This window comes from Enterobacter cloacae complex sp. IR5459, assembly GCF_049238005.1.
In the GTDB taxonomy this organism is placed as follows: Bacteria; Pseudomonadota; Gammaproteobacteria; order Enterobacterales; family Enterobacteriaceae; genus Enterobacter; species Enterobacter hormaechei_C.
In genome coordinates, this window is the sequence record NZ_JBMKIG010000016.1 from 37,358 (window position 1) to 61,249 (window position 23,892).

General features: G+C 52.9%; 36 protein-coding genes and 1 tRNA gene. 31 read left to right on the plus strand and 6 right to left on the minus strand.

Annotation, left to right across the window (positions count from 1 at the left end):
- Positions 1 to 5: 5 nt before the first annotated feature.
- The 3 genes from ACOTX4_RS23270 to ACOTX4_RS23280 all read right to left on the minus strand — a co-directional run bounded on the left by ACOTX4_RS23270 (position 6) and on the right by ACOTX4_RS23280 (position 1,926).
- A complete protein-coding gene (locus ACOTX4_RS23270; protein WP_421635437.1) occupies positions 6 to 977 on the minus strand; it encodes a hypothetical protein in 972 nt (323 codons plus the stop codon).
- A gap of 70 nt (positions 978 to 1,047) precedes the next feature.
- Positions 1,048 to 1,245, minus strand: a complete 198-nt coding sequence (locus ACOTX4_RS23275) for a DUF1482 family protein (RefSeq protein WP_048207095.1) — start codon at positions 1,243 to 1,245, stop codon at positions 1,048 to 1,050.
- Positions 1,246 to 1,536: 291 nt separating this feature from the next.
- Positions 1,537 to 1,926 (minus strand): hypothetical protein, encoded by a 390-nt coding sequence (locus ACOTX4_RS23280; RefSeq protein ID WP_421635438.1) that lies wholly within the window; start codon positions 1,924 to 1,926, stop codon positions 1,537 to 1,539.
- Between the two features lie 438 nt (positions 1,927 to 2,364).
- Here ACOTX4_RS23280 and ACOTX4_RS23285 point away from each other — a divergent pair, with 438 nt between their 5' ends.
- Positions 2,365 to 2,562 carry a hypothetical protein gene (locus tag ACOTX4_RS23285; RefSeq protein ID WP_421635439.1) on the plus strand — a complete coding sequence of 66 codons (198 nt, stop codon included), beginning with the start codon at positions 2,365 to 2,367 and terminating at the stop codon, positions 2,560 to 2,562.
- Between the two features lie 128 nt (positions 2,563 to 2,690).
- Here the strand turns inward: ACOTX4_RS23285 and ACOTX4_RS23290 are convergent, their stop codons facing one another.
- The 3 genes from ACOTX4_RS23290 to ACOTX4_RS23300 are packed head-to-tail and all read right to left on the minus strand — an operon-like array spanning position 2,691 to position 4,947.
- Entirely contained in the window at positions 2,691 to 3,509 is an 819-nt protein-coding gene (locus ACOTX4_RS23290; protein ID WP_032636784.1) for a DUF3037 domain-containing protein, read from the minus strand.
- Positions 3,506 to 4,243 carry a HipA family kinase gene (locus ACOTX4_RS23295; protein ID WP_063133513.1) on the minus strand — a complete coding sequence of 246 codons (738 nt, stop codon included), beginning with the start codon at positions 4,241 to 4,243 and terminating at the stop codon, positions 3,506 to 3,508. Before ACOTX4_RS23295 ends, ACOTX4_RS23290 begins: the two co-directional genes overlap by 4 nt.
- A 44-nt stretch (positions 4,244 to 4,287) precedes the next feature.
- A complete protein-coding gene (locus tag ACOTX4_RS23300; RefSeq protein ID WP_047058701.1) occupies positions 4,288 to 4,947 on the minus strand; it encodes a LexA family protein in 660 nt (219 codons plus the stop codon).
- A gap of 108 nt (positions 4,948 to 5,055) precedes the next feature.
- Here ACOTX4_RS23300 and ACOTX4_RS23305 point away from each other — a divergent pair, with 108 nt between their 5' ends.
- From ACOTX4_RS23305 to ACOTX4_RS23450, 30 genes are all read left to right on the plus strand, one after another.
- Positions 5,056 to 5,274 (plus strand): helix-turn-helix transcriptional regulator, encoded by a 219-nt coding sequence (locus ACOTX4_RS23305; RefSeq protein WP_022650973.1) that lies wholly within the window; start codon positions 5,056 to 5,058, stop codon positions 5,272 to 5,274.
- A gap of 30 nt (positions 5,275 to 5,304) precedes the next feature.
- Positions 5,305 to 5,850 (plus strand): toxin YdaT family protein, encoded by a 546-nt coding sequence (locus ACOTX4_RS23310; protein ID WP_032665738.1) that lies wholly within the window; start codon positions 5,305 to 5,307, stop codon positions 5,848 to 5,850.
- Positions 5,851 to 6,034: 184 nt separating this feature from the next.
- Positions 6,035 to 6,970, plus strand: coding sequence for a replication protein (locus ACOTX4_RS23315; RefSeq protein ID WP_017383042.1), 936 nt, complete (start codon positions 6,035 to 6,037; stop codon positions 6,968 to 6,970).
- Entirely contained in the window at positions 6,967 to 7,656 is a 690-nt protein-coding gene (locus ACOTX4_RS23320) for a replication protein P (RefSeq protein WP_063927585.1), read from the plus strand. Before ACOTX4_RS23315 ends, ACOTX4_RS23320 begins: the two co-directional genes overlap by 4 nt.
- 1 nt (position 7,657) lies before the next feature.
- Complete coding sequence (locus ACOTX4_RS23325; RefSeq protein ID WP_421635440.1) at positions 7,658 to 8,002, plus strand: transcriptional regulator; 345 nt, start codon at positions 7,658 to 7,660, stop codon at positions 8,000 to 8,002.
- On the plus strand, positions 7,999 to 8,376 hold the full coding sequence (locus ACOTX4_RS23330) for a hypothetical protein (protein ID WP_244905965.1): 378 nt from the start codon (positions 7,999 to 8,001) through the stop codon (positions 8,374 to 8,376). Before ACOTX4_RS23325 ends, ACOTX4_RS23330 begins: the two co-directional genes overlap by 4 nt.
- Complete coding sequence (locus tag ACOTX4_RS23335) at positions 8,373 to 9,128, plus strand: ead/Ea22-like family protein (RefSeq protein ID WP_421635441.1); 756 nt, start codon at positions 8,373 to 8,375, stop codon at positions 9,126 to 9,128. The genes ACOTX4_RS23330 and ACOTX4_RS23335 overlap by 4 nt, the downstream gene beginning before the upstream one ends.
- A complete protein-coding gene (locus ACOTX4_RS23340; protein ID WP_265177137.1) occupies positions 9,128 to 9,256 on the plus strand; it encodes a hypothetical protein in 129 nt (42 codons plus the stop codon). The genes ACOTX4_RS23335 and ACOTX4_RS23340 overlap by 1 nt, the downstream gene beginning before the upstream one ends.
- Before the next feature lie 3 nt (positions 9,257 to 9,259).
- Positions 9,260 to 10,204 (plus strand): hypothetical protein, encoded by a 945-nt coding sequence (locus ACOTX4_RS23345; RefSeq protein ID WP_421635442.1) that lies wholly within the window; start codon positions 9,260 to 9,262, stop codon positions 10,202 to 10,204.
- Between the two features lie 184 nt (positions 10,205 to 10,388).
- Positions 10,389 to 10,844 (plus strand): YbcN family protein, encoded by a 456-nt coding sequence (locus ACOTX4_RS23350; RefSeq protein ID WP_045345372.1) that lies wholly within the window; start codon positions 10,389 to 10,391, stop codon positions 10,842 to 10,844.
- Complete coding sequence (locus ACOTX4_RS23355) at positions 10,844 to 11,014, plus strand: NinE family protein (RefSeq protein WP_045345373.1); 171 nt, start codon at positions 10,844 to 10,846, stop codon at positions 11,012 to 11,014. The genes ACOTX4_RS23350 and ACOTX4_RS23355 overlap by 1 nt, the downstream gene beginning before the upstream one ends.
- A complete protein-coding gene (locus ACOTX4_RS23360) occupies positions 11,011 to 11,478 on the plus strand; it encodes an HNH endonuclease signature motif containing protein (protein WP_022650992.1) in 468 nt (155 codons plus the stop codon). Before ACOTX4_RS23355 ends, ACOTX4_RS23360 begins: the two co-directional genes overlap by 4 nt.
- Positions 11,472 to 12,113 (plus strand): recombination protein NinG, encoded by a 642-nt coding sequence (locus ACOTX4_RS23365; RefSeq protein WP_045345374.1) that lies wholly within the window; start codon positions 11,472 to 11,474, stop codon positions 12,111 to 12,113. Before ACOTX4_RS23360 ends, ACOTX4_RS23365 begins: the two co-directional genes overlap by 7 nt.
- Positions 12,110 to 12,493 (plus strand): hypothetical protein, encoded by a 384-nt coding sequence (locus ACOTX4_RS23370; protein ID WP_045345375.1) that lies wholly within the window; start codon positions 12,110 to 12,112, stop codon positions 12,491 to 12,493. Before ACOTX4_RS23365 ends, ACOTX4_RS23370 begins: the two co-directional genes overlap by 4 nt.
- On the plus strand, positions 12,490 to 12,606 hold the full coding sequence (locus ACOTX4_RS23375; RefSeq protein ID WP_116328758.1) for a hypothetical protein: 117 nt from the start codon (positions 12,490 to 12,492) through the stop codon (positions 12,604 to 12,606). Before ACOTX4_RS23370 ends, ACOTX4_RS23375 begins: the two co-directional genes overlap by 4 nt.
- Positions 12,606 to 13,229, plus strand: a complete 624-nt coding sequence (locus ACOTX4_RS23380) for a hypothetical protein (protein ID WP_045345376.1) — start codon at positions 12,606 to 12,608, stop codon at positions 13,227 to 13,229. The genes ACOTX4_RS23375 and ACOTX4_RS23380 overlap by 1 nt, the downstream gene beginning before the upstream one ends.
- Before the next feature lie 320 nt (positions 13,230 to 13,549).
- Positions 13,550 to 13,625: transfer RNA gene (locus tag ACOTX4_RS23385), tRNA-Arg, on the plus strand.
- A gap of 424 nt (positions 13,626 to 14,049) precedes the next feature.
- Positions 14,050 to 14,355 (plus strand): phage holin family protein, encoded by a 306-nt coding sequence (locus ACOTX4_RS23390; RefSeq protein WP_122008274.1) that lies wholly within the window; start codon positions 14,050 to 14,052, stop codon positions 14,353 to 14,355.
- Positions 14,342 to 14,782 carry a lysozyme gene (locus ACOTX4_RS23395; protein ID WP_264884286.1) on the plus strand — a complete coding sequence of 147 codons (441 nt, stop codon included), beginning with the start codon at positions 14,342 to 14,344 and terminating at the stop codon, positions 14,780 to 14,782. Before ACOTX4_RS23390 ends, ACOTX4_RS23395 begins: the two co-directional genes overlap by 14 nt.
- Positions 14,779 to 15,252, plus strand: a complete 474-nt coding sequence (locus tag ACOTX4_RS23400; RefSeq protein WP_063862865.1) for a lysis protein — start codon at positions 14,779 to 14,781, stop codon at positions 15,250 to 15,252. Before ACOTX4_RS23395 ends, ACOTX4_RS23400 begins: the two co-directional genes overlap by 4 nt.
- Before the next feature lie 204 nt (positions 15,253 to 15,456).
- Positions 15,457 to 16,002, plus strand: coding sequence for a KilA-N domain-containing protein (locus tag ACOTX4_RS23405; RefSeq protein WP_001514187.1), 546 nt, complete (start codon positions 15,457 to 15,459; stop codon positions 16,000 to 16,002).
- 179 nt (positions 16,003 to 16,181) lie between these two features.
- Positions 16,182 to 16,400 (plus strand): hypothetical protein, encoded by a 219-nt coding sequence (locus ACOTX4_RS23410; protein ID WP_023306053.1) that lies wholly within the window; start codon positions 16,182 to 16,184, stop codon positions 16,398 to 16,400.
- A gap of 3 nt (positions 16,401 to 16,403) precedes the next feature.
- A complete protein-coding gene (locus tag ACOTX4_RS23415) occupies positions 16,404 to 17,042 on the plus strand; it encodes a putative metallopeptidase (RefSeq protein ID WP_152043909.1) in 639 nt (212 codons plus the stop codon).
- 31 nt (positions 17,043 to 17,073) lie between these two features.
- Positions 17,074 to 17,562: a DUF2280 domain-containing protein gene (locus ACOTX4_RS23420; protein WP_421635443.1), complete on the plus strand. Its 489-nt coding sequence runs from the start codon at positions 17,074 to 17,076 to the stop codon at positions 17,560 to 17,562.
- Positions 17,559 to 19,130, plus strand: a complete 1,572-nt coding sequence (locus ACOTX4_RS23425) for a terminase (RefSeq protein ID WP_116328762.1) — start codon at positions 17,559 to 17,561, stop codon at positions 19,128 to 19,130. Before ACOTX4_RS23420 ends, ACOTX4_RS23425 begins: the two co-directional genes overlap by 4 nt.
- 4 nt (positions 19,131 to 19,134) lie before the next feature.
- Complete coding sequence (locus ACOTX4_RS23430; protein ID WP_421635444.1) at positions 19,135 to 20,538, plus strand: DUF4055 domain-containing protein; 1,404 nt, start codon at positions 19,135 to 19,137, stop codon at positions 20,536 to 20,538.
- A 1-nt stretch (position 20,539) separates the two neighbouring features.
- The gene (locus tag ACOTX4_RS23435; protein WP_048218131.1) at positions 20,540 to 21,646 is read left to right on the plus strand and encodes a phage Mu F like family protein; all 1,107 of its coding nucleotides are present in this window, start codon (positions 20,540 to 20,542) and stop codon (positions 21,644 to 21,646) included.
- A gap of 3 nt (positions 21,647 to 21,649) precedes the next feature.
- On the plus strand, positions 21,650 to 21,859 hold the full coding sequence (locus ACOTX4_RS23440; RefSeq protein ID WP_022651635.1) for a hypothetical protein: 210 nt from the start codon (positions 21,650 to 21,652) through the stop codon (positions 21,857 to 21,859).
- A 107-nt stretch (positions 21,860 to 21,966) separates the two neighbouring features.
- Positions 21,967 to 22,719, plus strand: a complete 753-nt coding sequence (locus ACOTX4_RS23445) for a DUF6651 domain-containing protein (protein ID WP_045357899.1) — start codon at positions 21,967 to 21,969, stop codon at positions 22,717 to 22,719.
- Between the two features lie 16 nt (positions 22,720 to 22,735).
- A complete protein-coding gene (locus ACOTX4_RS23450) occupies positions 22,736 to 23,872 on the plus strand; it encodes a P22 phage major capsid protein family protein (RefSeq protein WP_044704670.1) in 1,137 nt (378 codons plus the stop codon).
- Positions 23,873 to 23,892: the final 20 nt, after the last annotated feature.

The window sequence follows — 23,892 nt, forward strand, 5'->3', positions numbered from 1 at the left end:
TTGCCTCAGTAATGAATTTTCGCGCAGGGGATCAGGTCATCTTTTAGAGCGGTAAGAACTTCGATAGCCTGCTCGCGGGTTAAGCTGGTGTGGCTGGTGAGCGCGTTAACGATGTTGGTGCCGACCGTCTTGCGGTGCTTCACGTCAGCTTCACGTTTTGCCTGTTCGTCGGCGATGCGCTTCTGCTCAGCCAGACGGGCTTCTTCTGCCTGTTTTGCTTTCAGGCGTTCAGCTTCTACCGCCGCGGCTTTTTCGCGTTCCGCCCGGGCTTCTGCTTCCTGCTTCTCGCGTTCCGCACGCTGCTCCGTTTCGATGCGCTGGCGCTCTGCCAGCTCTGCACGCGCTTTCTCTTCAGCTTCACGGCGTGCTGCGGCGTCAATCTCCGCTTTGTGCTTTGCTTCGGCATCGCGGCGGGCTTGTTCTGCCGCTTCCTGCTTCAGTCGTTCGTCACGTTCACGCTGAGCCTGTTCTGCCAAGCGTCGCTGCTCTTCGCGGTCCCGGTCGAAATCCTTGTTCATCAACAGAGCCATTTCGTGGTCTGCTTCGAACTTGGCCGCCAGCTCCTGATCGAACTTAATGTTCATTTCCAGCGCTTCGGCGTGCAGCGCGTTCATGGCTTCTTCAGCCTTGATACGTTCCTGCTCGGCTTCCCATTCGGTTAGAGGACGGCGCACTTCATCCTTAAGCGCCTCCAGCCGCTCACGCACAATGCGGCGGCTTTCGTCGATCTGCTTCGGCAGGGCTTTAAGCTCGGCAACCAGATCTTTACCGGCGTTGTCGATGTAGGTTTTTGAACGGGCAACCTTGTGCGCCATGGATGCGATAGCGTCGCGGCCTTTTCGGGTCGACACATCCGGCACCAGGCTGCGAGCTTCTTTCTCGATCGCCTCAATAATCGGGTCGAGCTGCTCTTTGGTGGTGAATACCGCCATTGCGTTCTGTTTTTCAATGACGACTAAATCCGTTACTTCGCTCATGGTTTCTCCTGAAATTTGGATGTGCAGATCCCGCCCGCTTAATGCCAGGCCGATCGGTTGAATAGGGTGGTTACTGTTGCGCGATGGATTTCGCCGGGAACTCGCCGTTGCGAAGGATGCTTTCTACCGGCCAGCATTCTGCTGTTACTTTCTGCTCTGTTGCTGCCTGGCTGCATTCCTGTTGGCTGTCGTAAACGCCGAGAATGACGTCCTGATAATCACCGTTGGTCATTGCCACGGTCAGGACGAGCGCGAATAAAGTTTCCATCAGTGAAGAGTCCTCCCGATGGCGATGGCGTAAAGGCGCTTTGCTGCTTCCCACGCCGGAGCATTGCGATGGAGTACCGCGAACGACGCGAGCCGTTGGGCCTCTCTGATCTGCTGCTGGTTTACCATGATTTCCTCTTGGCCTTATCGCGGCGAACGGAACAGTTAATACAAGACTTCAACGCATTTATTCAGTGTTTCAATGGGCGGTGGATGGCCACCGGTTGTCATAACTAAGCCGCCTCGGTGAAGCGACTGAGGTATGAGGCATTAAAAAACCCGCCGGAGCGGGTCAGTCGTAAGTGAGGCCATGGTTTTCGTACTCTTCCCCGTAGCCATCAAGCTTCTCTTCAAGCATTTCGCGAAGCTTGTTTTTCCCGTGACGCATTACTCCAAAATGGAACACTTCATTAAGCAAAGCGTCTGCATTGTTTTTGCCGCTGAGATTCACTTTTGGTATTTCGATAGTGCTGCTGCCTTTGATGGTGTCTATCTTCAAGACGCATTTACCAGACAGTTGAACCTGCTTATCTGACATACCCTTACCCTCTGTCGTTACCCGCTGATGCGGGAGAAATGCTTTGGCGATTGGATGGCCGGCGCTGATCTCCGGCTTACTGGTTAGAGCGCCCGCACTACCAGTGACGCTGTCTTGAGGCGCAGATTGGTTACTGCTTGCCATGAGCGCTGTGAATACATCGGTCGAGCATCAGCCTGCTCATTCATCCAATCCCAAAACATTCCCTGTATTGGTCAGCGCCAACTCTCTGCCAGTGTTGCCCGTTCTCACGCCGTTCTCGCTCTCGCGCGGGGATACTCTCTCACCGACCGGATCGCACCCGGTGATACAGCACGTTTCTCGTGTAAGGGTCTAAACAGGTCATTGACGCTGTAAATCTGCATGTTGTTAAAAAGCAGGCGACTTGCTGTCCGCCGCTGGCTAACTTCGCTCAGCTGTCGATGTTTCGTTTCGATGGATTGAATATACAAAACGTATTCTTATCATGCAATACGAAATGTATAATTGGTAGGTGGTTTTGTGATAACAAATTGTATTCTAAGGTGATTTATTTTTTTAAATACCAGTGCTACGCTTAAAAAAACAGCAGGAGGGATGTGCATGGTTCTGGATGAAGAGCGTATAAGCATGAAAATTCAGGCGATGGGGCGGGCGGTGATGGAATTGTCACTGGCTGAATTGCCCATGACCCAGCAAAACATCATCGACAAGCTGAAGCAGTACCGGAAGGAAACAGGAAACGTGATCGGCAAGGGAGTTAACAGGGATGCTGCGGAGTTGGTGAGGAAGGGGCAATAAAAAAGCCCGCACGGGCGGGCAGGTAGTGTTGCGATAGTTATTGTTATCAGCTTCAGGCTGGATAGTTATCGGCAGAATGGGGGATAGCTTTATGGGTGGGCAATAAAAAACCCGGCGCGGTGGCCGGGTTAAATTGCTTGTCTAGCAAATTTTACTATCGATGCTTCATCTGTATGCTCAACATGATTGATGCCTTTCTCATTGAAAGTTTTACGAATTTCACGCATCGCTTTGACCTCAAGATCGTTTGGATGGCGAGGTGCATCGATCGTAAATAACACATTAGAGAGCGATAGAATTTTTTCACTAGTGGCACGTAAAATTTTTGCTGTCCAAGAGTCACAGTGCTCCATCATCTTTTCAGGCTTGTCTTGTACGAACGCTAGCGGTTTGATCGCGCATAAAATTTGCCCTTCTTGACGAGCGACAAACGGTAAGGAAAATCGCGTTAACTCTCCGCCAAGCGTCTCTTTTTTGAAGACGTTCTTAAGATCGTTATAATGAGAGAAACGATTCTTTAGCTCTCTAGTCAGTATTGCCTCACGAGATTCTTTTGTTACTTCTGAATGGTTTACAAACTTATCAAAAAGAGCAGCCAACATGTCCTGCGGACAATCAGACATCACAACTCTCGCAGGGCTAAAATGTATGATTGATTCCTTTTTTCCAATTAAGTAGTTGAAAAAATTAGCCAGCCTCTCCGGTGTGGTGAATTTGCAACTTTGTTCTTGTGCGAACTTTAACTCTCTCGCAATTGCATCTTTTGCGTGAGGGAAAATTATCTCGTCTTGGAAGAAGTTCTTTACCCTAGCGTTGTTGCCTTGCGTCAGTTGAAAGTGAAACTGCCCTAATTTCGGGGCACAAAGAACTACACCGACGTTGGCAAACTCTTCGGTTTCTGCATATGGCGCATATCTAACAATGCTGTATAGGCATGGTGTAGTCATTTGATGTTATCCCAAAAATCTTTGTTACTTACTCTGTTTAAGCAACCCAATATCTCGTTGAACATCAGATCACGTTCCTCATCGGATGTAAACCAATCAGCCGGAATCTGATTAAACGTCTCCTCAACTGAACCAATAGCTTCGTTTGCGAGATCCATCAGCTCGGGTTCATCAAGTATGTCGAAGTTCCACTTTCTTCCATTTGCAGAGTAAACATGGACATCATACTCATCATCAGTTGTATCTTGTGTGAACGCCAGGTTATGGTCAATCAGGTAATACCTATTGTTAACAGCATCGAAAATTATATTTACATTCCCGCCAATCTCAGTAAGAGACCGATCTGCATTGTTTATCCAGCGATCAAAGAAAAATATTTTCTTTTGATCCTGTATGTTTACAGCGTTACGGGCTTGTTGAATGTTTATCGTTGAGGCATTTTCAACAAAGCGGGTGGCAAATGCAGGACCCGGGAAAAGCTCGCCGCGCAAGTCAGGCATGAACTCTATTATCTGTTGTCCAACATCTACAATGCAGAAGTCTGGGCAAGGTAGACCAATTTGTCTTGCTAGATGAGCAGATATGAATTCTGCTACAAGCTCTTTCTGCCGGAGTTTTGGCCTGCCTTTAACAATGTAAGCTTGCCCATCTTGGCACGTGCACAGGAAGGGCTGAGTCATCCCGTCTTTCATGCGTCTAGTGTAGGCTGTAACTTGCAGATAGTCGTTTTGCAAAATTCACTTTCCGTAGAAAAAAACTAAAATTAAATCTCTACTGACTAAACTAGGCGCAGCTTCGTCTCTACAGCAACACCGATAATTCGACAGTTACCATTCACCGGAACAAGAGGCCATTGCGGGTTTAGACCCTTCAGGTACTTCTGCCCACCGTCGATCACTAACTTCTTGAATGTTGCCTCGTTAGAATCGGATAGCTTTGCTATTACCAGACTGCCATTTACCGCATCTCTACCGGTGTCGAAAAGTACATAGGTTCCTTCAGGTATGCTCAAGCCAGTAGGGGCTGTCATTGACTCGCCCTCAACGAGCAACCAGAACGCGTCACCCTGAATGTGAGCATTCGACTCAAGCCACAGATCTATATCTTTTAGGGTGTATGGCTCAACCGCTTCGCACCATGAACCAGCCTGGACACTGCTGATTACTGGATACTTGTTACCAGGATTGTAGGGGCCAGCGTACTCCACATCACCCTTAAGCGTGTCGTCAATGATCATACCGCCAGCTCCTACGGAGAAGTTCTTTTTGCCAAGGAACTGCAATATTTTTGCGATCTCGGAAAGGCTTGGCTCACGCCGAGCGTTCAGCCAATGACTTACCGCACCTTTAGTAATACCGAGGTGCTCCGCCAGCTGTTCCTGATTGATGCCCTGACTTTTCATCAGGGTCTTAGCTAAGTCGTACCATTTCATAGTCATACCCGAATGATACAAGTTGTATATATTTGCGCGAGCCACAATTCGTATATTTTACTTGCGAACAAAGAATACAAAACGTATATTTAAGTTGTTTAAAGGAGACCCGACATGAACAATATCCGAAAAATCCGCAGAAACATCGGTTTGACTCAGCGACAGATTGCCGAAGAGCTGAACCTGTCGACAGGTGCGGTTTGCCATTACGAAAAAAATAAACGCAGCTTAAGCCTTGAGCAGTGCCGGGCGATTGTTGCAGCTCTGAATAAGCATGGCGCTTCAGTAAGCGTTGATGACGTTTTTCCACCAATCAGCAACAACGCCGCCTAATTGGCGGCCCTAACCACGAAAGGGAAAGCAATGCATTCACTTGCGTATCAACAAGGTAACAAATTTTCGCCAACGGCGATGATTTACCAGAATCGCCGGGAACCTGATTCCAAGGCGTTAAACATCGATGGGATCCGCGCAGCTGTACGCGCCTGGGCAGCTGACTGCCGCAGCCGTGAGTTCGTCGCAGCGCTCATTGTGGAAGAGTGGCGGGCAACCGGCGGCACCGGTTTGGATATCCCGACTGACTCGCACCGCCAGATGCAGAAAGTGTTTCGCTGGATTGATGGCGACACCGAATACGCCGCCAACAACATTCGCCAGCTGGCGCCAGCAATCATGTCGGTCCTTCCGCTGGAGTACCGCAACCGCCTGGCGCCGCAGAACGACACGATGTCGCTGATCGCCTCTGCGATGAAAGAGTGTGCCGAAGCTAAGCAGGCAGTGCTTCTGGACGCTCCAGAGCATCAGAAGCTGAAAGAGGTAAGCGAGGGTATAGCGTCGCTGTTCCGCCTCATGCCGGAGCAGGTAGGACCGCTGATGACGATGGTTACATCGATGCTGGGGGTTATGTGAGAACTACAAAAATGGCGAAAGCCGGTCTGCGCGAACAGAACCGACTTTCAGGTGCAAATGCAGATAACAAGTGCGAGGTCATTATGACAAATGCTAATCCAAAACGCCAGGCGCAGGAGGTTTAACTGTGTCGAACGTCGCTTACGCAAATTTCGCGGCGCACTCAGCCGCAAGGAGCAACAGGATGGAGAACCAGAAATCTGGTTACGTCCCGTTGTACCGGAGCATCAAGAAGAAGTCCTGGGCTAAGGATGTTTTCCTGCGCGCGCTGTGGGAGAACCTGCTCATTGACGCAGCCAGACAGCCATACACGGCATTCTTCAAGGGCAAGCAATGGCCTCTGCAACCCGGTCAACTGGTCGTCACTGCTGCGGATCTAGGCCTTCAGTTGTGTGACCGCCAGGGCAACCCGACAAGCCGCGACGCAGTGGAGAGAATGCTGTCTGTTTTCGTCCGCGAAGGGATGATTTCCATCGAAGGAGAGAAGCGAAAAGGCAGGGTGATCACCATCACGAACTACGTCGAATATGCTCAAAAAATGGACGATTTACCCGCACATAAAGCCGCACATACAGGCGCACATGATGAAGCCAGTAACGGCGCGGGTTCAGATGGGTATACCGCACATAAGGCCGCACAATTCCCCGCACATCATGAACAAGAAGGTAATAACAAGAATATAAATAACTTATCGTCCGAGAATTCTGACGAATCCTCTGACGCACGTCTCAAGAAATTTTTATCAGCTCATCCAGAAGCTGCGATTTACACACCATCCGGTGCTAAGTGGGGATCGGCTGAAGACCTCAAAACTGCCCAGTGGATTTCCACCAGGGTGAAGCTGATTAACCCAACCTGCAAAGCCCCGGACATGACCTCCTGGTCTAACACCGTTCGCCTGATGCGCCAGATAGACAACAGGTCGCACCAGGACATCTGCGCGCTGTACGACTGGGCAAGCAAACACCACTTCTGGCAGACCAACATCCTGAGCCCGGAAAGCCTGCGTAAGCAGTGGGACAAGCTGACGATGCAGCGCAGTGCTGGTGGTGAGCAGCGAGGCGGAAAGCCGGATCTGGACTTCAACAACACTGACTGGGCCTATGGGGTGATTCGATGAAATCTCTTGCAGAGCAGATGCGTAACCATGACCGCGAGCAGATGAGTCGCATGGCCCACAACCTGCCAGAGCAGTACCAGGAGCGCGCGCCGGTCGAGCAGGTGGCTCAAGTGTTCAACGGGCTGTTCAACCAACTGCGTGCCGCGTTCCCGGCCAGCATGGCGAACTTCCGCACCCAGGACGACCTGAACGAATTCCGCCGTCAGTGGCTGCTGGCGTTTCAGGAGAACGGGATCCACTCAATGGCGCAAGTCGATGCCGGTATGCGCATTGCCCGCCGTCAGGAGCGTCCATTCCTGCCGTCGCCGGGCCAGTTCGTCGCCTGGTGCAAACAGAGTGGCGGGGCGCTGGGAATCAACGTTGACCAGGTGATCGCCGAATACTGGGACTGGCGTAACCGTTCGTTCGAGTTCACTTCCAGTGAGCAATTCCCCTGGTCGCAGCCGGTCATGTACCACATCTGCGTTGAACTGCGCCACCGCAGCACAGAGCGCCAGTTGACTCATGGTGAACTGGCACGCGAAGCGGGCGATCTGCTGGACATGTGGGAGAAGCGCGTCACCGAGGGTAAGCCAGTACCGCCGGTACGCCGGGCGATTGCAGCACCGGCTGCCGAGCACGGGCCGACGCCGATCCAGCTGCTTCAGGCCAAGTACAATCGCAACAAGTCGAACGGGATGGTGTGAGATGACCATAACAATCCGTGGGCAGATTCTTGCAGCCCTGCGTAATAACCCGGGCCTGAATAGTGCTCGTATTGCCACCATGATCGGCATGACCACCAAAAAGATTTCCGGCCCGCTAAGCACATTGTTTGCAGACGGCCTGATCGAGTTCGAAGGCAAGCACGGCCAGCGGCTTTATCGGCTGACCAGATACGGCATGAAATACGCACCGGAAACCATGCCGGCCATGCCGAAGGGTAATTCGAAGCTGGTGCAGCGCACAGAGACAAACGTGATCTGCCAGGAGTGCCGGAACAGTCCGGCGATGAGAAGGGTATTGATGGTTTGGGGGAGGGTAGGGGTATGAGCAACAAATACGAAGATCTGATTAAAAACGCCAGGATGAATGCCGACTGCGGTGAGCACATGTCGCCCGCGGAAGTTACGACCCTGCTTAATGTGGTTGAAACCACATTCGCGGCGCTGGCTGGGGAAGTGTACGACCTGAAACATCCTGGCACATACCTGCCATCGAAACGCGAAGCGCCTGCTTTAGACGCTTTCCTGGCTGAAGTGCGGGCGCATGACCTCAACGCTTTCATTCGGCATCACAGTGCAGAACTGGATGCGCATATTAAAAACGGTGGTGAGCAGTTCGACGAAAAATCAGTACGCATCAGAGACATCATCGTCTCAGCCCGCTTGTTCAGGGAGCAGATTCGCAAGGAGGCCGCCCAATGAGCAACATCAACAAACAGGAGCTGCGTGAAGCGGCGGAGAGAGCAGAATCCGATAGTTGGGGTTATGATCGCGATGAATTCAATGAGGCTCTAACCCCGTCCACCGTGCTGGCACTGCTAGATGAGCTGGAAGCCAAAGACAAGCTAGTCAAAGAATTGAAAAATCAGGTCGATTACCTCCAAAAGATAGCTCACGAGCAAAATGAGTTAGCAACCAAGGCAAGTAACGAAAACGCCAGTTTAACTGTGATGCATGGTAGGGCGCTCAAGCATATCGATAGCCTTGAAAAAGATTTGGTGCCTGTTTATCAGGTCATCATGAATAACCATCATAAAGACGGTTATATAGAGTGGTGTGATTGCAATAAACAATATTTCGAAACAGTGAATGAGGAACAGCGGAGAATCGTGTATTCGAATATTGGTGTTGAATTGCAAACCGTTACTCCAGTTACTTATTTCGAGAATGATGATGCTTACCAGTGCCGAAAATGGGCGTGGCAACAGGTCAAAGACGAAGTGACAACAGAAGGGTGGACCTCTGGCGATAACGTCACCTACTTCGGTTTCTTCTGCTGGGGTTGGGATATGCGTCGCCAGTACAACGACCAACGTGCAGTTACTGTGAAACTACCAAAGACTATGTATACGGAATTCGAGGATGACGATTTCTGTCGAGAAGTGGCAGTGCTTGAGAAGAATTTAGTCCTTGATTGTCTCTCCGTCGCGGGTATCAAAGTGGAGGTTGAGTAATGTTTAGTTCACATGGTTATGGAGCGGCGATTGTTATTTTTGCCATTGTCTGTGCGGTAGTTGGCTGGGGAGTAATTGAGTTTACCCTCTGGCTGTTCTCGTTCGTTCACGTTTCATTTGGCGGCTAACCCATGAGCACACTTACCAAAGAATGGCTCCAGCAGACAATCGCGGAGCTTGAAGAAGAGCGCAATGCGACGCCCGGAGCAGTAAACGAAGATGCGTCCAATGCGCTGGCGGCGATGAAGCTAGCGCTGGCATCGCTCGAAGCGGAGTCGGTGTCAGTCAACGACGATATGGCTTATGCATTCCATCATGCGATATCAGATTCATCATTAGGCTCTGACGAAGTTGAAGAAATTAAGACTGGGTTGCGTGCTGCATTCGCTAATGTCACCGCCCCGCCAGCGCCGGCATCTGTTCCTGAATGGACAAACGAGCAGTGCCTGGAGTTCCTGTCGATCGCTTTCCGGCATGCGGAAATTAAGGGCGACCTTGAGCTTGATGATATCCGCCTGGGTGTGAAGATGGTCAATGGTAGCCGCGCCGCCATGCTTCAGGGTGCCGATCGACCACAAAACGAACCGCAAAATATTCCGGAAAATATTCCAGCCACACAGTTTAAGCCGGTAGCAGACCTGTACGGCCTAACCTCGCCAACCGGCGGTGAAACATCGTTCACTTTCGATGCTGTTGAAGCTCGCGATTTTATTGATGGCGGGTGGTCATGTCAGGAGTACGTGGAACTTGGACGCTATCAGGAAGCGCTAACGGACCATTCCGAGGATAAGCTCGCTATGGTTGACCATTCCGGTGACTCCAACAATATGGTTGAACCTGTAACGAGGGCTTGCAAGTTGCGCGATGCGGTGGATACCATTCGCAACTCCGGCATAGCAATTGACGGTGAGAAGATTCTGGCTGAGCGCGATGCTCTCAACTCTCCGGTGATTCCGGATGGTTGGGTTATGGTGCCAGAGGAGCCTACTCATGAAATGCTTGAGGCTGGTGATGAACAATTCGGAACTTACGATGTCTATCGCAGGATGATTGAAGCAGCGCCGAAGTTAGAGTGATTCTTGATAATCATTTTTCAAAAGTGATGTTATAATCATGTCATCGGAACCTGAACAACTCCGGTGACTTCTGCGCATTTAAGGGGACTTAAATGCGACCACAATCTGAACTCCTCACCTTGTCACAGTTGCAGAAATGCACCTGCGATTTTCTGCATTCTGCGGTTTCCGTTAAGGAGGCCGTATGACTCTGCCAGTAGACGGCATCAAACTCCATCGCGGCAACTTCGCGGCCATTGGCCAGCAGATTCAGCCATTGCTGGATGCCGGGCAATGTTTCCGCCTACAGGTTAAGCCGTGGCGCGAGAAGCGCAGCCTGTCACAAAATTCACTTCTTCACATGTGGCTGGCTGAAATCAGCGAATACCTGATTAAATCAGGGCGCACTGATGCCACTCCGGAGTGGGTTAAGCGCAACCTCAAAAAGACCTACCTCGGATGCGAAGAGGTGACCTACACCGATTTCATTACCGGTGAGAAAACCACGACCTGGGAGCCGCGCCATACCGCAGACCTCGACACTGGGGAAATGCATATCTTCCTGGTGAAGGTTGAAATGTGGTGCGCTCAGTTCGGTCTGGCTCTGACTATCCCGAACGGCTGCGAGTACCAGCAGCTGCGCGATAAGCAGGAGGCCTGATGTCTACTCCACTTTCCCGCGTCATCACAAACGAAATATTCCGCGTTCCGGCGCGCCGCCAGCGTAAGCCTGCGGTTAAGCCGTCCGATATCCCAACACTGAAGGGCTACACCGCCTGCCTGGTGGATCAGAAATGGCTGCGTCTAGCGGCACGGAGGGCGTTCAAATGATTAAGCTGCATGAGCTTAAAAACATCCTCCACTATGACCCTGAAACTGGAGTTTTTACCTGGAAGGTCAATAGAGCGACAGTGAAGGCTGGGCAGCGCGCTGGCGGAATTAATGGTGGTGGATACAGAAAGATACGCATTAATAACAAATGGTATCCGGAACATAGGCTGGCGTGGTTCTACATCCATGGCGTGTGGCCAAGCAAGGAGGTTGACCACATAAATCATGTAAGAAATGACAACCGCATTGAAAATCTTCGTGACGTATCAGCCAGATCGAACAAAGGGAATTGTACAAATAACACCTCTGGCTTTGTCGGGGTTTTTTACCACAAAGATATGAGTCGCTGGTGTGCAGGAATAAAGATTGATGGCAGATCGAAACACCTGGGCACATTTGATAATCCGAAAAGAGCGTCTCTTGCGTATCGATTAGCAAAACACTGGTTGGAGGTTGGATTATGAAGCCAGCCCGCCGCAAGTGCGCCCATAAAGCTTGTCGCCAGTGGTTCCACCCAGTCCGCGACGGGCAGGTAGTTTGCTCATTCGAATGCGCCAGCGCGATCGGCAAAGAACAGACCGCAAAAGCCCGTGAAGCCGCTAAGCAGAAGGAGGTGCAGCGTCAGCGCACTGAAGAGAAGGCAGGCCGCCAGCGCCGTAAAGCGCGATTGGCAGAGCTCAGACCTAACGGTTACTACAAGGCGCAGGCTCAGCAGGCTTTCAACGCCTTCATCCGTGCGCGCGATGCTGATTTGCCATGCATCAGCTGCGGCGAGACCAACCCGCCTGACCTGCACGGCGGGCAATGGGACTGCGGCCACTTCAAAACGGTCGGCGCCAACCCAGAACTGCGCTTTGAAGAACGCAACGCCCATAAGCAGTGCAAATCCTGTAATGCCGGAGCGGGCAAATATACCGCAAAAGAGGCGACGGTAGCTCAGCAATACGAAGCTGGTCTGGTCGCTCGTTACGGCCAGGAATACGTCGACTGGCTCAACGGCCCCCACGAAATGACCAACTACCGCCGGGAAGACTTCATCCGGATCCGCGATGAGTACCGCGCAAAGCTTAAAGCACTTAAACAGCAGGAGGCAGCATGAGCACAGAAACAGAAATTGAACTGGGCAAGGTTGTCGCGTTCCCGACGAAGAATAACGATCTACAGGACGGGCTGGTTATTCAGCGCGAAGGGCAGAAGGTTATGTGCCTGCACTCCACTGTTTGGGTGAACGAAAAAGACCGGACCTTGCGCTGCCGGAAGTGCGAAACGTTGATCGAGCCTTTTGACTTCCTTATGACGCTCTGCGACCAGGAGTCTCGCTACATGGAGAACGTGAAATATCTCCGCCGGGAAGAAAAGCAGCGCCGTCAGAATATCGAGAAGCTCATTCAGATTGAGAAGAACGCCAAGTCACGCATTCGCCGCGCCGGGGATAAATCTCCACTTCCTCTCTGGCAGAACGAGAGGGTAGACGAATGACCCGTGACCAGATTGTCAGATACCAGGCAGAGAGCGTAAAGCGCGCCAACCTGCCGCCAGTAGCAAAGCACAGCCAGACCAAAACCAACCAGCCTCAGAAGGAAGCCGCGTAATGAGAAAGCTAACACCAATTTACACCATGGTTAACTTTGTCGATGACGCCCATTTCCGGCGTGTCTGGAAGCATCCTAAGAAGACCATCACAACCAAGCAACGAGCCTGGGTGCAGTACATGATGTCAGTGTGGGGCAGAATTAATCGCGGCGATGACTCACCAGCTGGCGCTGTTAACGTTATTGGCCGCCTGATGATCCGGACTCAATGGAATCCTGATATGGGTGGACACATCGAGAGAATGGTCAACTGGCTTTATAGCGACGAGGGTGGGGCGCTGAGAGGTGAGGAACTCTATAAGAAAGCTCGCGAACTGGTCATCCCTCAATCCTCTACCAGCAACATCATCGCTCTCGCCAAAGAATCAGATGATGCAGCGTTCGTTGAAAAGGTGATGGTCAAGTTATTCCACCGTGAAAGCCCAGTCCGCGATTACGCCATTAAACGATACTGCGAACGCAACTGCACGCAAGATATAGCCAGGAAGATGCACCTGATCACCGGATTAGATATCCAGGCTTGCCGCCGCCGGGTTGTCTGGTGTGAAAAAGTATTCGAAGCAGAATTTTTCTATGCAATGAAGCGCGAAATGGAGAATGAGATTTCTCTAATTGCTGCTTAAATGAAAAATATTTCTTAAATAACTTGATTTGGCGAAATAGAAGTGTATATTTTCAGGTATGCTCGGACGTCAAAGGCGAAAGAGCGGAGTGGTGAGATAACAGAGGCGGTGCTTACCATTGATACCGCCTAGTTGGTAACTTCGACGGTTCGTCTGGAACTCCAACCATCGCAGGCTGAGAGGTCTGCTGACACTACGGAAAGACGTGTAGGCTAGCTGAGATAAGCCGTTATGAGGACTTGGGATGGGTCAAGTCGGAGGCTCAGCCATAGAACCGCATATAAACATCAAGCCACTGGTTAACGCCGGTTGCTTTTTATTTGCCTGTAGCTCAGAGGAAAGAGCAACCGCCTTCTAAGCGGTTGGTCGCTGGTTCGAATCCAGCCAGGCGAGCCATCAGCAAAACAAGTCGTCATCTCGGCGGCTTTATCTTGCATCAGGTGCATAACTGAATTCGCGAATACGTTATGCCGTCCGCTCCACGAAACGGAGTGCACAACAGGAAAGAGCATTTGTAGGGTTCGACTCCCTGCCGTGGGGTTGCGCCACATGATGCGAGTCATGAGTGCTCTGTCCGTTGTGGTGAATGTCCTGATGGCGTCGTAAAGCGATAGCCGTGAATGCCGGATAGCAGCGCCGGCCACCACAAACCAAACCCACTACCTGGGACCCTTCGGCCAGAGAGCCGACATTGCCTTACCCTCACATTGCCAGCCTGTCGCTGGCTTTTTTATTTGCGATGTCCGGTCGTTGTTTCCTGGCATCCTTCCACTCTACACAAACAGCACCCCGTTCTTTCGGAGGTGATATGGCTAAACGTATGCAAGATAAAGAAAGCATTGCCGGAGTGTCATGGCTGATTGTCCTTGCTCTGTCATGCTGGGGCGGCCTGGTCCGATACCTTATTGACGTTAAGCAGAACAAAGCCACCTGGAGCTGGATCAACGCGCTGGCGCAAATTGCAGTGTCCGGCTTTACCGGGCTCATTGGTGGCCTGATCAGCGTTGAAAGTGGGCTAAGTCTTTACATGATTCTGGTTACGTCTGGCATTAGCGGGGCGATGGGCTCCGTAGCACTGACGTACTTCTGGGAGCGCCTGACGGGGATGAAGAATGCAAACCAGTGATAAAGGCATTGCCCTGATAAAAGAGTTTGAGGGCTGCAAGCTCACCGCCTACCAGGACAGCGTCGGAGTCTGGACGATCGGTTATGGCTGGACTCAGCCCGTCGACGGCAAACCAATCCGCGCCGGGATGACTATCAAGCAGGAAACGGCAGAACGCCTGCTGAAAACTGGACTGGTCAGCTATGAAGGCGACGTGTCACGACTGGTTAAAGTCGGCCTGACTCAAGAGCAATTCGATGCCCTAGTATCTTTCACGTATAACCTCGGCGCCCGGTCACTGTCGACATCGACTCTCCTGCGAAAACTCAACGCCGGTGATTACGCTGGTGCTGCCGATGAGTTCCTGCGCTGGAATAAAGCGGGTGGTAAGGCCCTGAACGGGCTGACACGTCGGCGGGAGGCAGAGCGGGCTCTGTTCCTATCATGATTGGCGCGCTGGTTAAGCGTTGCTGGCTGCAACTGATTGTGGTGTCGGTAATCGGCGTGCTGGCGTTCTTCGTTAACCACTACCGCGACAACGCCATCACCTATAAAGACCAGCGCGACAAAGCCACCAAAAGTCTCCGCCTGGCTAACGACACCATCAAAGACATGCAGCTGCGTCAGCGCGATGTTGCTGCGCTGGATGCCAAATACACGAAGGAATTGTCCGATGCGAAAAAAACCATTAACGATTTGCGTCGGGATGTCGATTCTGGCGTTAAACGGCTGCGCATCGCCGCAACCTGCCCTGGAATGTCCAAAGCCACCTCCGCCACCGGCGTGGATGATGCAGGAGCCCCCGAACTTACTCCAGACGCTCGACGGAATTATTTCGATCACCGGGACGGAATCGAAACCGTTAACAAAATGATTCACGGCATGCAGGAATACATCGATACGCAGTGTCAGAAATAATTCGTCACCCACTACAAGAGAAACAAAGCCTGACTTCGGTCGGGCTTTTTTATGCCCGAATTTTACCGCGCACCGCAGCGCATTCAACCCACGTCGAACCATACCCTTTGAAATGAGCCTTTGAGGAAGTCAGTTAGTGCTGGCGAGCCTCGACGGGCTGATTTCCTATGCGGCAAAGGTTCATCTCAAAGAAAGGTACACGCTATGACATATCCAACTGTGATCGTGAATGGTGTCTCTGTCCGAGTGGACGAGAAGGGGCGCTATAGCCTGAATGATCTTCATGCCGCCGCTGTCCTGAAAGGTGAGGCTACTGAGTCACAAAAGCCGGGCAAGTTTATTCGTAGTGCATCAGTAAAGCGTTTCGTTCAGGCGCTGGCAGGCAAAGGACAAAAATGTCCTTTGGAAGATAACCAGGCACTTAGAGTAATTCGCGGTGGTGACGAGCCCGGCGTATGGGCTGCAGAGCTACTCGCTATTAGATATGCCGCCTGGATTAAGCCGGAGTTTGAAATCCGCGTTTATGAAACCTTCCGCGAGGCTGTGCTCAACGGTCTTAGTAATATGAACCGACTCAACCGACTTGACCTGCTGATCGCCAATGAGACCAAAGAGGTCAGCGCATGTGCCCGGGCAATGAATAAGTGGGGCGTCGGTGGTCGCAAGAAGCTTCTCAATTGCGCTCGTGAGCGGATCGTCAGTCAGATGGACCCTGACATGGTCACGCTTATGGAAGCGAAAGCAGGGTAGCCAACGCAGAATTGCGTCGGCAAATAGCGGCATTACAGAAGCTCTTCACTGAGGGGCTTCGATAATGATCTGTGTAACCCCGCAAGGATGGTGATCACATCTTGCTGACGGGTAAGCCGTAAGTGGCTAAGCACTTCTGAGAAGCAGGGCAACAGCTGCGACAAGGCAAAGAGGTAACCATGTCCGATATCTACCAAATCACGCTAACCACCCAAACAGGCGAAACCTTCACAGGCAAGATGTCACGACGTCAGCCAGAGCTGGTTAACGGCTTTGTGCCGCTGGCGACGGAGACGGGCGAGTGGCTGTATTTTGCTCCAGCCGATGTGAAGCGCGTGCAGTTCACGCCAGTACCGGCAGAGCAGACCGGACAGCCAGCAGAACAAACAACGGAGTAACCCATGGTTAACGATGAAGATCGCAGGCCATACCCGCCAGTTAACTTCATCATCTCCGACAACTGGCAGCCATACACCCGGCTCATCCCCGCCAATGAAGTGCATGAGTGGGTAAGCCGCCAAATCCTCAGCGATACCGGCAGCATCCATAACCCTGACCATGAACACCTGTTAGAGGCTGACCTCTGCTTTATGTGGGCGTCCGATTCGTTCGCTAAGAAAGGGCGGTATGTCCTCGGCCAAGCCGAGCAGGTAATGCTCCGCGCCGGTGGTTGGCAGAAAGCCAGAATGGAACAGCAGATGCATGAATGGTTCGGGCGAATCCCGAAGTTCATCATCACACTGGCGGCTGACTACTGCTCGCAATGTAGCGACCTCGAGTTCTGCGCACTGGTAGAGCATGAGCTTTACCATATCGCCCAGGCCACCGATGATTTCGGCGCGCCTAAGTTCAACAAAGAGACCGGGCAGCCAGTGCTTACACTGCGCGGCCACGACGTCGAAGAATTTACTGGTGTCGTACGTAGATACGGTGCCAGCAAAGAAGTACAGGAGCTCGTTGATGCGGCCAATTCGCCAGCAGAAGTGGCTCACATCGATATAGCCAGGTCATGCGGGACGTGCATGCTAAAGCTGGCATAACGCTTTATTCAGATTGTCATGGAGGTAGCCTGTGGCAGCATTATCGACAGAGGTTAAAGCCTTCATCGTTCAATCACTCGCCTGCTACGAGACCCCGGTAAAAGTCATTGAGCTTGTAAAGGCTGAATATGGCATCGATGTCTCACGGCAGCAGGTGTCGCAATACACGCCCGGCAACGCAATGGCGGCCAAGTTGAGCCAGAAGTGGATTGACCTTTTCAACGCCACCCGTAAACGATTCCAGAATGAGATCGCCGACATCCCGATCGCCAATAAGGCATATCGGCTGCGTGTACTCGACAGGATGGCTACGAAAGCAGAGGGAATGAAAAACATGGCCCTTACTGCCGCCCTGATGGAGCAGGCGGCCAAGGAAGTTGGCGATGCTTACACGAACAAACAAAAAGTAGAGCAAACAGTGGTTGCCACTCATAACGTTATGCCGGTCCCATCCTGCGATAACGTGAATGAGTGGGAAGCAGCAGCGCAGAAGCAGCAGAGCGAGGTTCTTGGTGGATGAATTACAAAGCCGTCTGGAAACCCTTGCCGGGATCGCAATCGCTCTCCCTGAGCTGTCCATGTAACGAAATTCTCTACGAGGGCACGCGCGGGCCGGGTAAAACTGCCGCGCAGCTGGCGCGCTTTCGTCGTCTGGTTGGTCTGGGCTATGGTTCGTTCTGGCGCGGTGTCATTTTCGATACCGAGTATAAGAACCTCACCGATATCATTACCCAGTCAAAGCGCATGTATCGCCTGTTTAACGACGGCGCACGCTATCTGGCGTCAGCATCTGAACTGCGCTGGGTGTGGCCGACTGGAGAGGAGCTGCTGTTCCGCTTCGGGAAAGAAGAGGGTGACTACTGGGACTATCACGGCCAGGAGTTTCCGTTCATCGGCTTTAACGAGCTGACCAAGCAGCAGTCCCCTGAATTCTACGAGATGATGTTCTCTTGCCGGCGCTCCTCGTTCCGGCCTGAGAATTACCCGCTGGGTGACGGTTCGTTACTTAAGCCTATTCCCCTGGAGACGTTCAGCACCACTAACCCGTTTGGCATCGGCCACACCTGGGTGAAGAAACGCTTCATCGAGCCAGCGCCCCGCGGCACCATCATTCGTGAAACGCAGCAGGTGTTTAACCCGCAAACTGAGCGCGAAGAGGATGTGACGCTGACGCGCGTGGCTATTCACGGCTCGTTCAAAGAGAACCCGTATCTGGATCCCCAGTACATCGCAACGCTGATGGCCATCAAAGACCCGAACCGCCGCAAAGCTTGGGTAGAGGGCTCCTGGGATGTCACCAGCGGTGGGCGCTTTGACCACCTGTGGAATGCATCGCTGCACGTCATTAAGCCGTTCCGCATCCCGGATAGCTGGACGGTTGACCGTTCCCATGACTGGGGTGAGTCGAAGCCGTTCTCTAACCTCTGGTGGGCGCGAGCCGACGGTACTGCCGCAGAACTGCCTGATGGTCGCCAGTTCTGCCCGCCTGCCGGGTCGCTGATCCTGATTGGCGAGTGGTATGGCTGTCCACCTGACGAGCTGAACAAAGGGATCAATATGAGCTCGACAAACGTCGCCAAGGGTGTGGCCTGGATTGATAAGCGGCTGATGGGCGAAGAGCTGCCTGAACCTGAAGAGATAAAACTCAATGGGATAACTCAGGGGCAACTGAACATCATGCCCGGTATCTGCAAAAAGGTTGTGCCGGGCCCAGCTGACGGTGCCATCTACAACACTGGCGATGACGAGCTCTCTATTGCCCAGAAGATGGAATCGCAGGGCGTTAAGTGGGTTCCATCCAACAAGAAACCGGGATCGCGCGTAAACGGAGCGGCCCTCTTTGCTGACATGCTGGAGGCCGTCCTTGAGGGTAAGAAGCTGGAATCTGGTGTACCTGAGAAACCAGCATTCTACGTCTTCGACTATTGCCGCGGCTGGATAAGCCGTGTTCCGGTGCTCGTTCGCGACAGTAAGAACCCTGATGACGTAGACACTCAGCAGGAAGATCACGACTGGGATGGCACTAGATATGCCGTCCTGCATTCACCGCCGAAGAAAGTCGGCAAAGTCACCAACCTACGGATCTAATCCCATGCCTGATATTTCAACCCCAAATCTGGACTATGGGAACATGGTCGAGGCGTGGGATATCAACGATGCCCTGATGGGCGGCACGCTGTATATGCGCCAGCTGGGCGAGCAATATCTACCGCGCTGGCCAAAAGAAGACAAAGAGGACTACAAAAAACGCCTCGCCGTGGCCACGCTTCTGCCAGCCTACGAAGAGACCATTAAGCAAAACATCGGGCGTGTATTCGCCGAGCCCATTAAGCTTGCCGAGAATGTGCCGGATCAGCTGCGAGAGTATGCGAAAAACTTCGACCTTGAGGGGACGCGCCTGGACGTATGGGCGCAGGCATTCTTCGGTCTGGCGATGCAGTATGGCCTCTCCCACGCGCTGGTGGATTATCCCAGGGTGGACACCGAAAAGGTGAAAACCAAAGCTGAAGAGAAAGCTACCGGCGCGCGCCCCTATGTCACCATGCTCAATCCACGCCAGGTAATTGGCTGGAAGTCGAAAATGGTGGACGGCAAAGTGGTGCTGACTGCGCTGCGTATCAAAGAGGTTGTGGTCGAAGACGGCGACGGCTTCGGGCAGACCAAGGTCGAGCAAATACGGTACCTGACACCCGGAAAGGTGGAAATTTACCGCAAGGCTAAAGATGCTGACGGTGCCGCGAACTGGGCGCTATTCGATGGGTGGCAGACATCCCGCCAGGATATCACTCTGGTCACGCTCTACACCAAACGCACCGGATTTATGTGTGGTTCACCGCCGCTTCTCAACATGGCTCTGCTGAATATCAAGCACTGGCAGAGCCAGAGCGAGCAGGACAACATTCTGCATGTCGCCCGGGTGCCGTTGCTCACGGTGTTCGGGCTGGAAGAGGGGCAAGAACTTGTGATTGGCTCATCCTCTGCCACGTCATTCTCCGATCGGCAAAGGCAGGGTCTGGAATACGTCGAGCACACAGGTTCTTCCATCGGTGCCGGCAAAGAGTCGCTGGCAGAGTTGGTGGAGCAGATGCGACAGGCGGGTGCGAAGCTGCTGCGCACCGAAAACACCTCTACCAAATCGGTAGACCAGACCTCAGAAGAGAAAATGCAGGAGCAGTCACCGCTCTATACCATGGCGACAAGTCTCGAAGATGCGATCGACAATATCCTGCAAATTATGGCTGAGTACATCGGGGAAGCGGAAGGCGGCAACGTTGACGTACGCACCGAGCTGGATGTCGAGTCGAAAGAGTTTAATCCACCAGCGGCGATGGCCATTCAGTCGCTGCGCCAGGGCGGTGACCTTCGCCGTATCGATGCAATCAAAGCCCTGCAAAAACTCAACCTGATTGATGCCGACGCGGATCCCGATGTGGTTCTGAGCGAGTTGCTTGCTGAGTCAGCATCTTTAACTGAACCGCCACCTGGCGAGGTGTGATATGGCTCGTTCGGTAAACGACAGGTTGCAGGACGAGACCATAGCTCACGGACTTTACGTGACGCGCTACGGTACGGGCGTTGCCCGACGAATGGTGACGCTGCTTAACAGGATGGATGCTGAACTGGCTGCCCGACTGCTTGTACTGCTGGAGGGTAAGCGCGCTGACACCTACAGCGCGCGTCGCCTTGCATCGCTACTGGCTGGTGTGCGGGAGCTAAACCAGCAGGCCTACGAACCGGTCAATGCTACTCTGATGCGCGAACTGATGCGTTACGCTGATTATGAGACCGGGTATCAGTTTGACCTGTTCAGCAGCCTCATTCCAGGAAAGGTGCTTAAGCGTGTCCCGCTGCAAAGCATTGTCCCGGAACAGGTCTATGCTGCTGCGGTGGCGCAACCTTTTCAGGGGAGATTGCTGAAAGAGTGGGGCAAGAAACTCGAATCGGATCGGCTGGAAAAAATTACCAGTGCCGTGCGCACCGGATTTCTTCAGGGTGAAACCGTCGAGCAGATTGTGAAGCGGGTCGCCGGCACGCCGCAACTCCACCGCCAGGACGGGGTTATAAATGTTTCACGTCGTGACCTTGCAGTAGTAACCCGCACGGCGGTGAACCATGTGGCCGCTACAGCGCGCCAGGAATTTGCACTGGCCAACAGCGATATCGTAAAGGCCAAGCAGTGGTCTTCGACGCTGGACACCCATACCAGCCAGTGGTGCATCATCCGAGATCGCAAACTCTATTCGCTCGATGGTAAGCCGCTGGGCCATGCAATCCCATATCTGCGCGGGCCCGGCAAAATTCATTTCTGCTGTCGCTCATGCGAAATTCTGATCACTAAATCGTGGGAGGAATTGCAGATAGCCTCTGGCGAACTGAGCAGCGCCACACGCGCTTCGATGGATGGACAGGTGCCATCGCATACCAGCTATGCCGAATGGCTCGTCAGGCAACCGTACGCACGGCAGGAGCAGGTGCTGGGCGTTACTCGCGCGCGGATGCTGCGTGACGGCAAAATCACCGTGCCTGAGATGTTCAATGATGCCGGGGAGTTTCTGACCCTGGACGAACTGCGCCGCGTGGATGCGTCGGCGTTTGAGGAATAGGGTATGCGTAACGAAGATTTTCACTACGTTGGAGATGGTCGTGGAAGGCGAAGGGTGTTCGTTAATGGCAATGAGATAAAGAGCTGTGTATGGGCTGATGTCAAACGTGGTATCGCCTGTATTCATCCACACCCGTTACGGATCCACAAGCGAAAGCGGGGTGAAATTTACTCCCGCAAGCTGCGCGGTTACATAACCATCGAATTTATCTAACAGGCTGCCTCCGGGCAGCTTTTTTTATGCCTGCCGCTGAGCGGATGCGACGCGGTGCCCGGGTCGGATGACCCATTACGTATGGCCGGAAGGCTGGAGCAAAAATAATGAAACTGAAACTTGATGCTAACGGAAATGTGGTCGTTGAAAACGGTATGCCTGTGTACATCCATGATGATGGCAAAGAGATCCCGTTCGATGCGGTCGCAGCGATGACCAAAATCACCTCCCTGAATGGCGAGGCGAAAACTCACCGCGAAGCGAAGGAAGCGGCGGAAGCCAATCTCGCGAAATTCTCTGGCATCACCGACCCGGCCAAGGCGCTCGAAGCCCTGGAGATGATGACCAAAATAGACCAGAAAAAACTGATCGATGCTGGTGCCGTTGACCAGGTAAAGGCGGAGATCACCAAAGTTTTCCAACAGCAACTCGAAGAGGCGAACAGCAAGACCCAGCAACTGGAAACTCAACTCTACGACGAGATGATCGGCGGCCGCTTCGGTGGCTCCAAATTCATCTCGGAGAAGATGGCGATCCCCAGTGAGTTCGTGCGTTCGTACTTCGGGCAGAACTTCAAAATCGAAGACGGCAAGGTTGTGGCCTACGACGGCCAGGGCAATAAGGTGTTCTCCCGCACCAAGCCCGGCGAGCTGGCCAGCTTCGATGAAGCGCTGGAATCTCTGGTCGAGTCGCACCCGCAGAAAGACTACATCCTCAAATCGTCCGGCAACAGCGGCGGTGGTTCTCACCAGTCGCAGCATCAGGCCGGGCAGAAAACCATGAAACGCGCTGCTTTTGACGCCCTGCCACCAGCTGAACAACAGGCTGCGATTGGCGGCGGCACGAGCATCGTTGATTAATCGAAAGGAAAAATAAATGTCCAACACTTTGACTGGCCTGATCCCGACCATCTACACGGCACTGAACCGCGTATCCCGTGAGCAGGTGGGCTTTATCCCGGCGGTGGCCCGTAACGCTAAAGCCGATGCCGCGGCCAAAGACCAAACCGTGACCGCACCGGTAGCACCAAAAACCACCACCGTTGATATCACTCCGGCGGCAACCGCGCCAAACGACGGTGATCAGAACATTGGTACCGTGGACGTGAAAATCACCAAATCCAAAATGGCCCCGGTCAAATGGAATGGTGAAGAGCAGCTTGCCATCGGGCCATCAGGCACTTATGACATTGTCCTGGCTGACCAGTTTTCTCAGGCGTTCCGCGCACTGAGCAACGAAATGGATGCTGACCTGGCATCGCTGGCTTATAAGTCTTCCCGCGCTGTTGGTGCTCCAAAAGATACACCGTTCAGTGTCAAAGACGACCTGTCTGATGCGGCGAACGCTCGGCAGGTGCTGACTGATAACGGCGCACCAACCACTGACCTGCGCATGGTACTGGGCGGCGAAGCGATGGCGTCAATCCGTGGTAAACAGTCCGTACTGTTCAAAGCGAACGAAGCCGGTACCGATCAGCTGCTGCGTGAAGGCATCATTGGTCGTGTGATGGGCTTTAACCTGCACGAATCCGCCAACATCAAGCGCACCGCGAAAAGCACGGCGGCGGGCTATAAGGTCAATGGCGAGAAGAAAGAGGGCGACATCATTATCGCTATCTCTGCTGGCACTGGCGGTATTGCTGCCGGGACCGCAGTGAAGTTCGATGGCGATGACAACCAGTACATGGTCGTAGCGGCAACCTCTTCGACTATCACCATCGGCGCACCTGGCCTGCGTCAGGATCTGGCAGATCAGGCAACTGTCACTGTGCTGAGCGAGTTCGTGCCAAACGTTGCCTTTGACCGTAACGCATTCCTGCTGGCTTGCCGTACCCCGGCCATGCCAAAAGGCGGCGATACCGCTGACGACGTGATGAACGTAACCGATCCGGTCTCTGGTATTACCTTCCAGATCGCGCTGTACCGCCAGTACCGTCAGGTGCGTTACGAGGTTGGTGTGGCGTGGGGGGTGGCCTCCGTTCAGCCTGAACATTCCACCATCATCATGGGTTAACCCAGGGGGCTTCGGCCCCT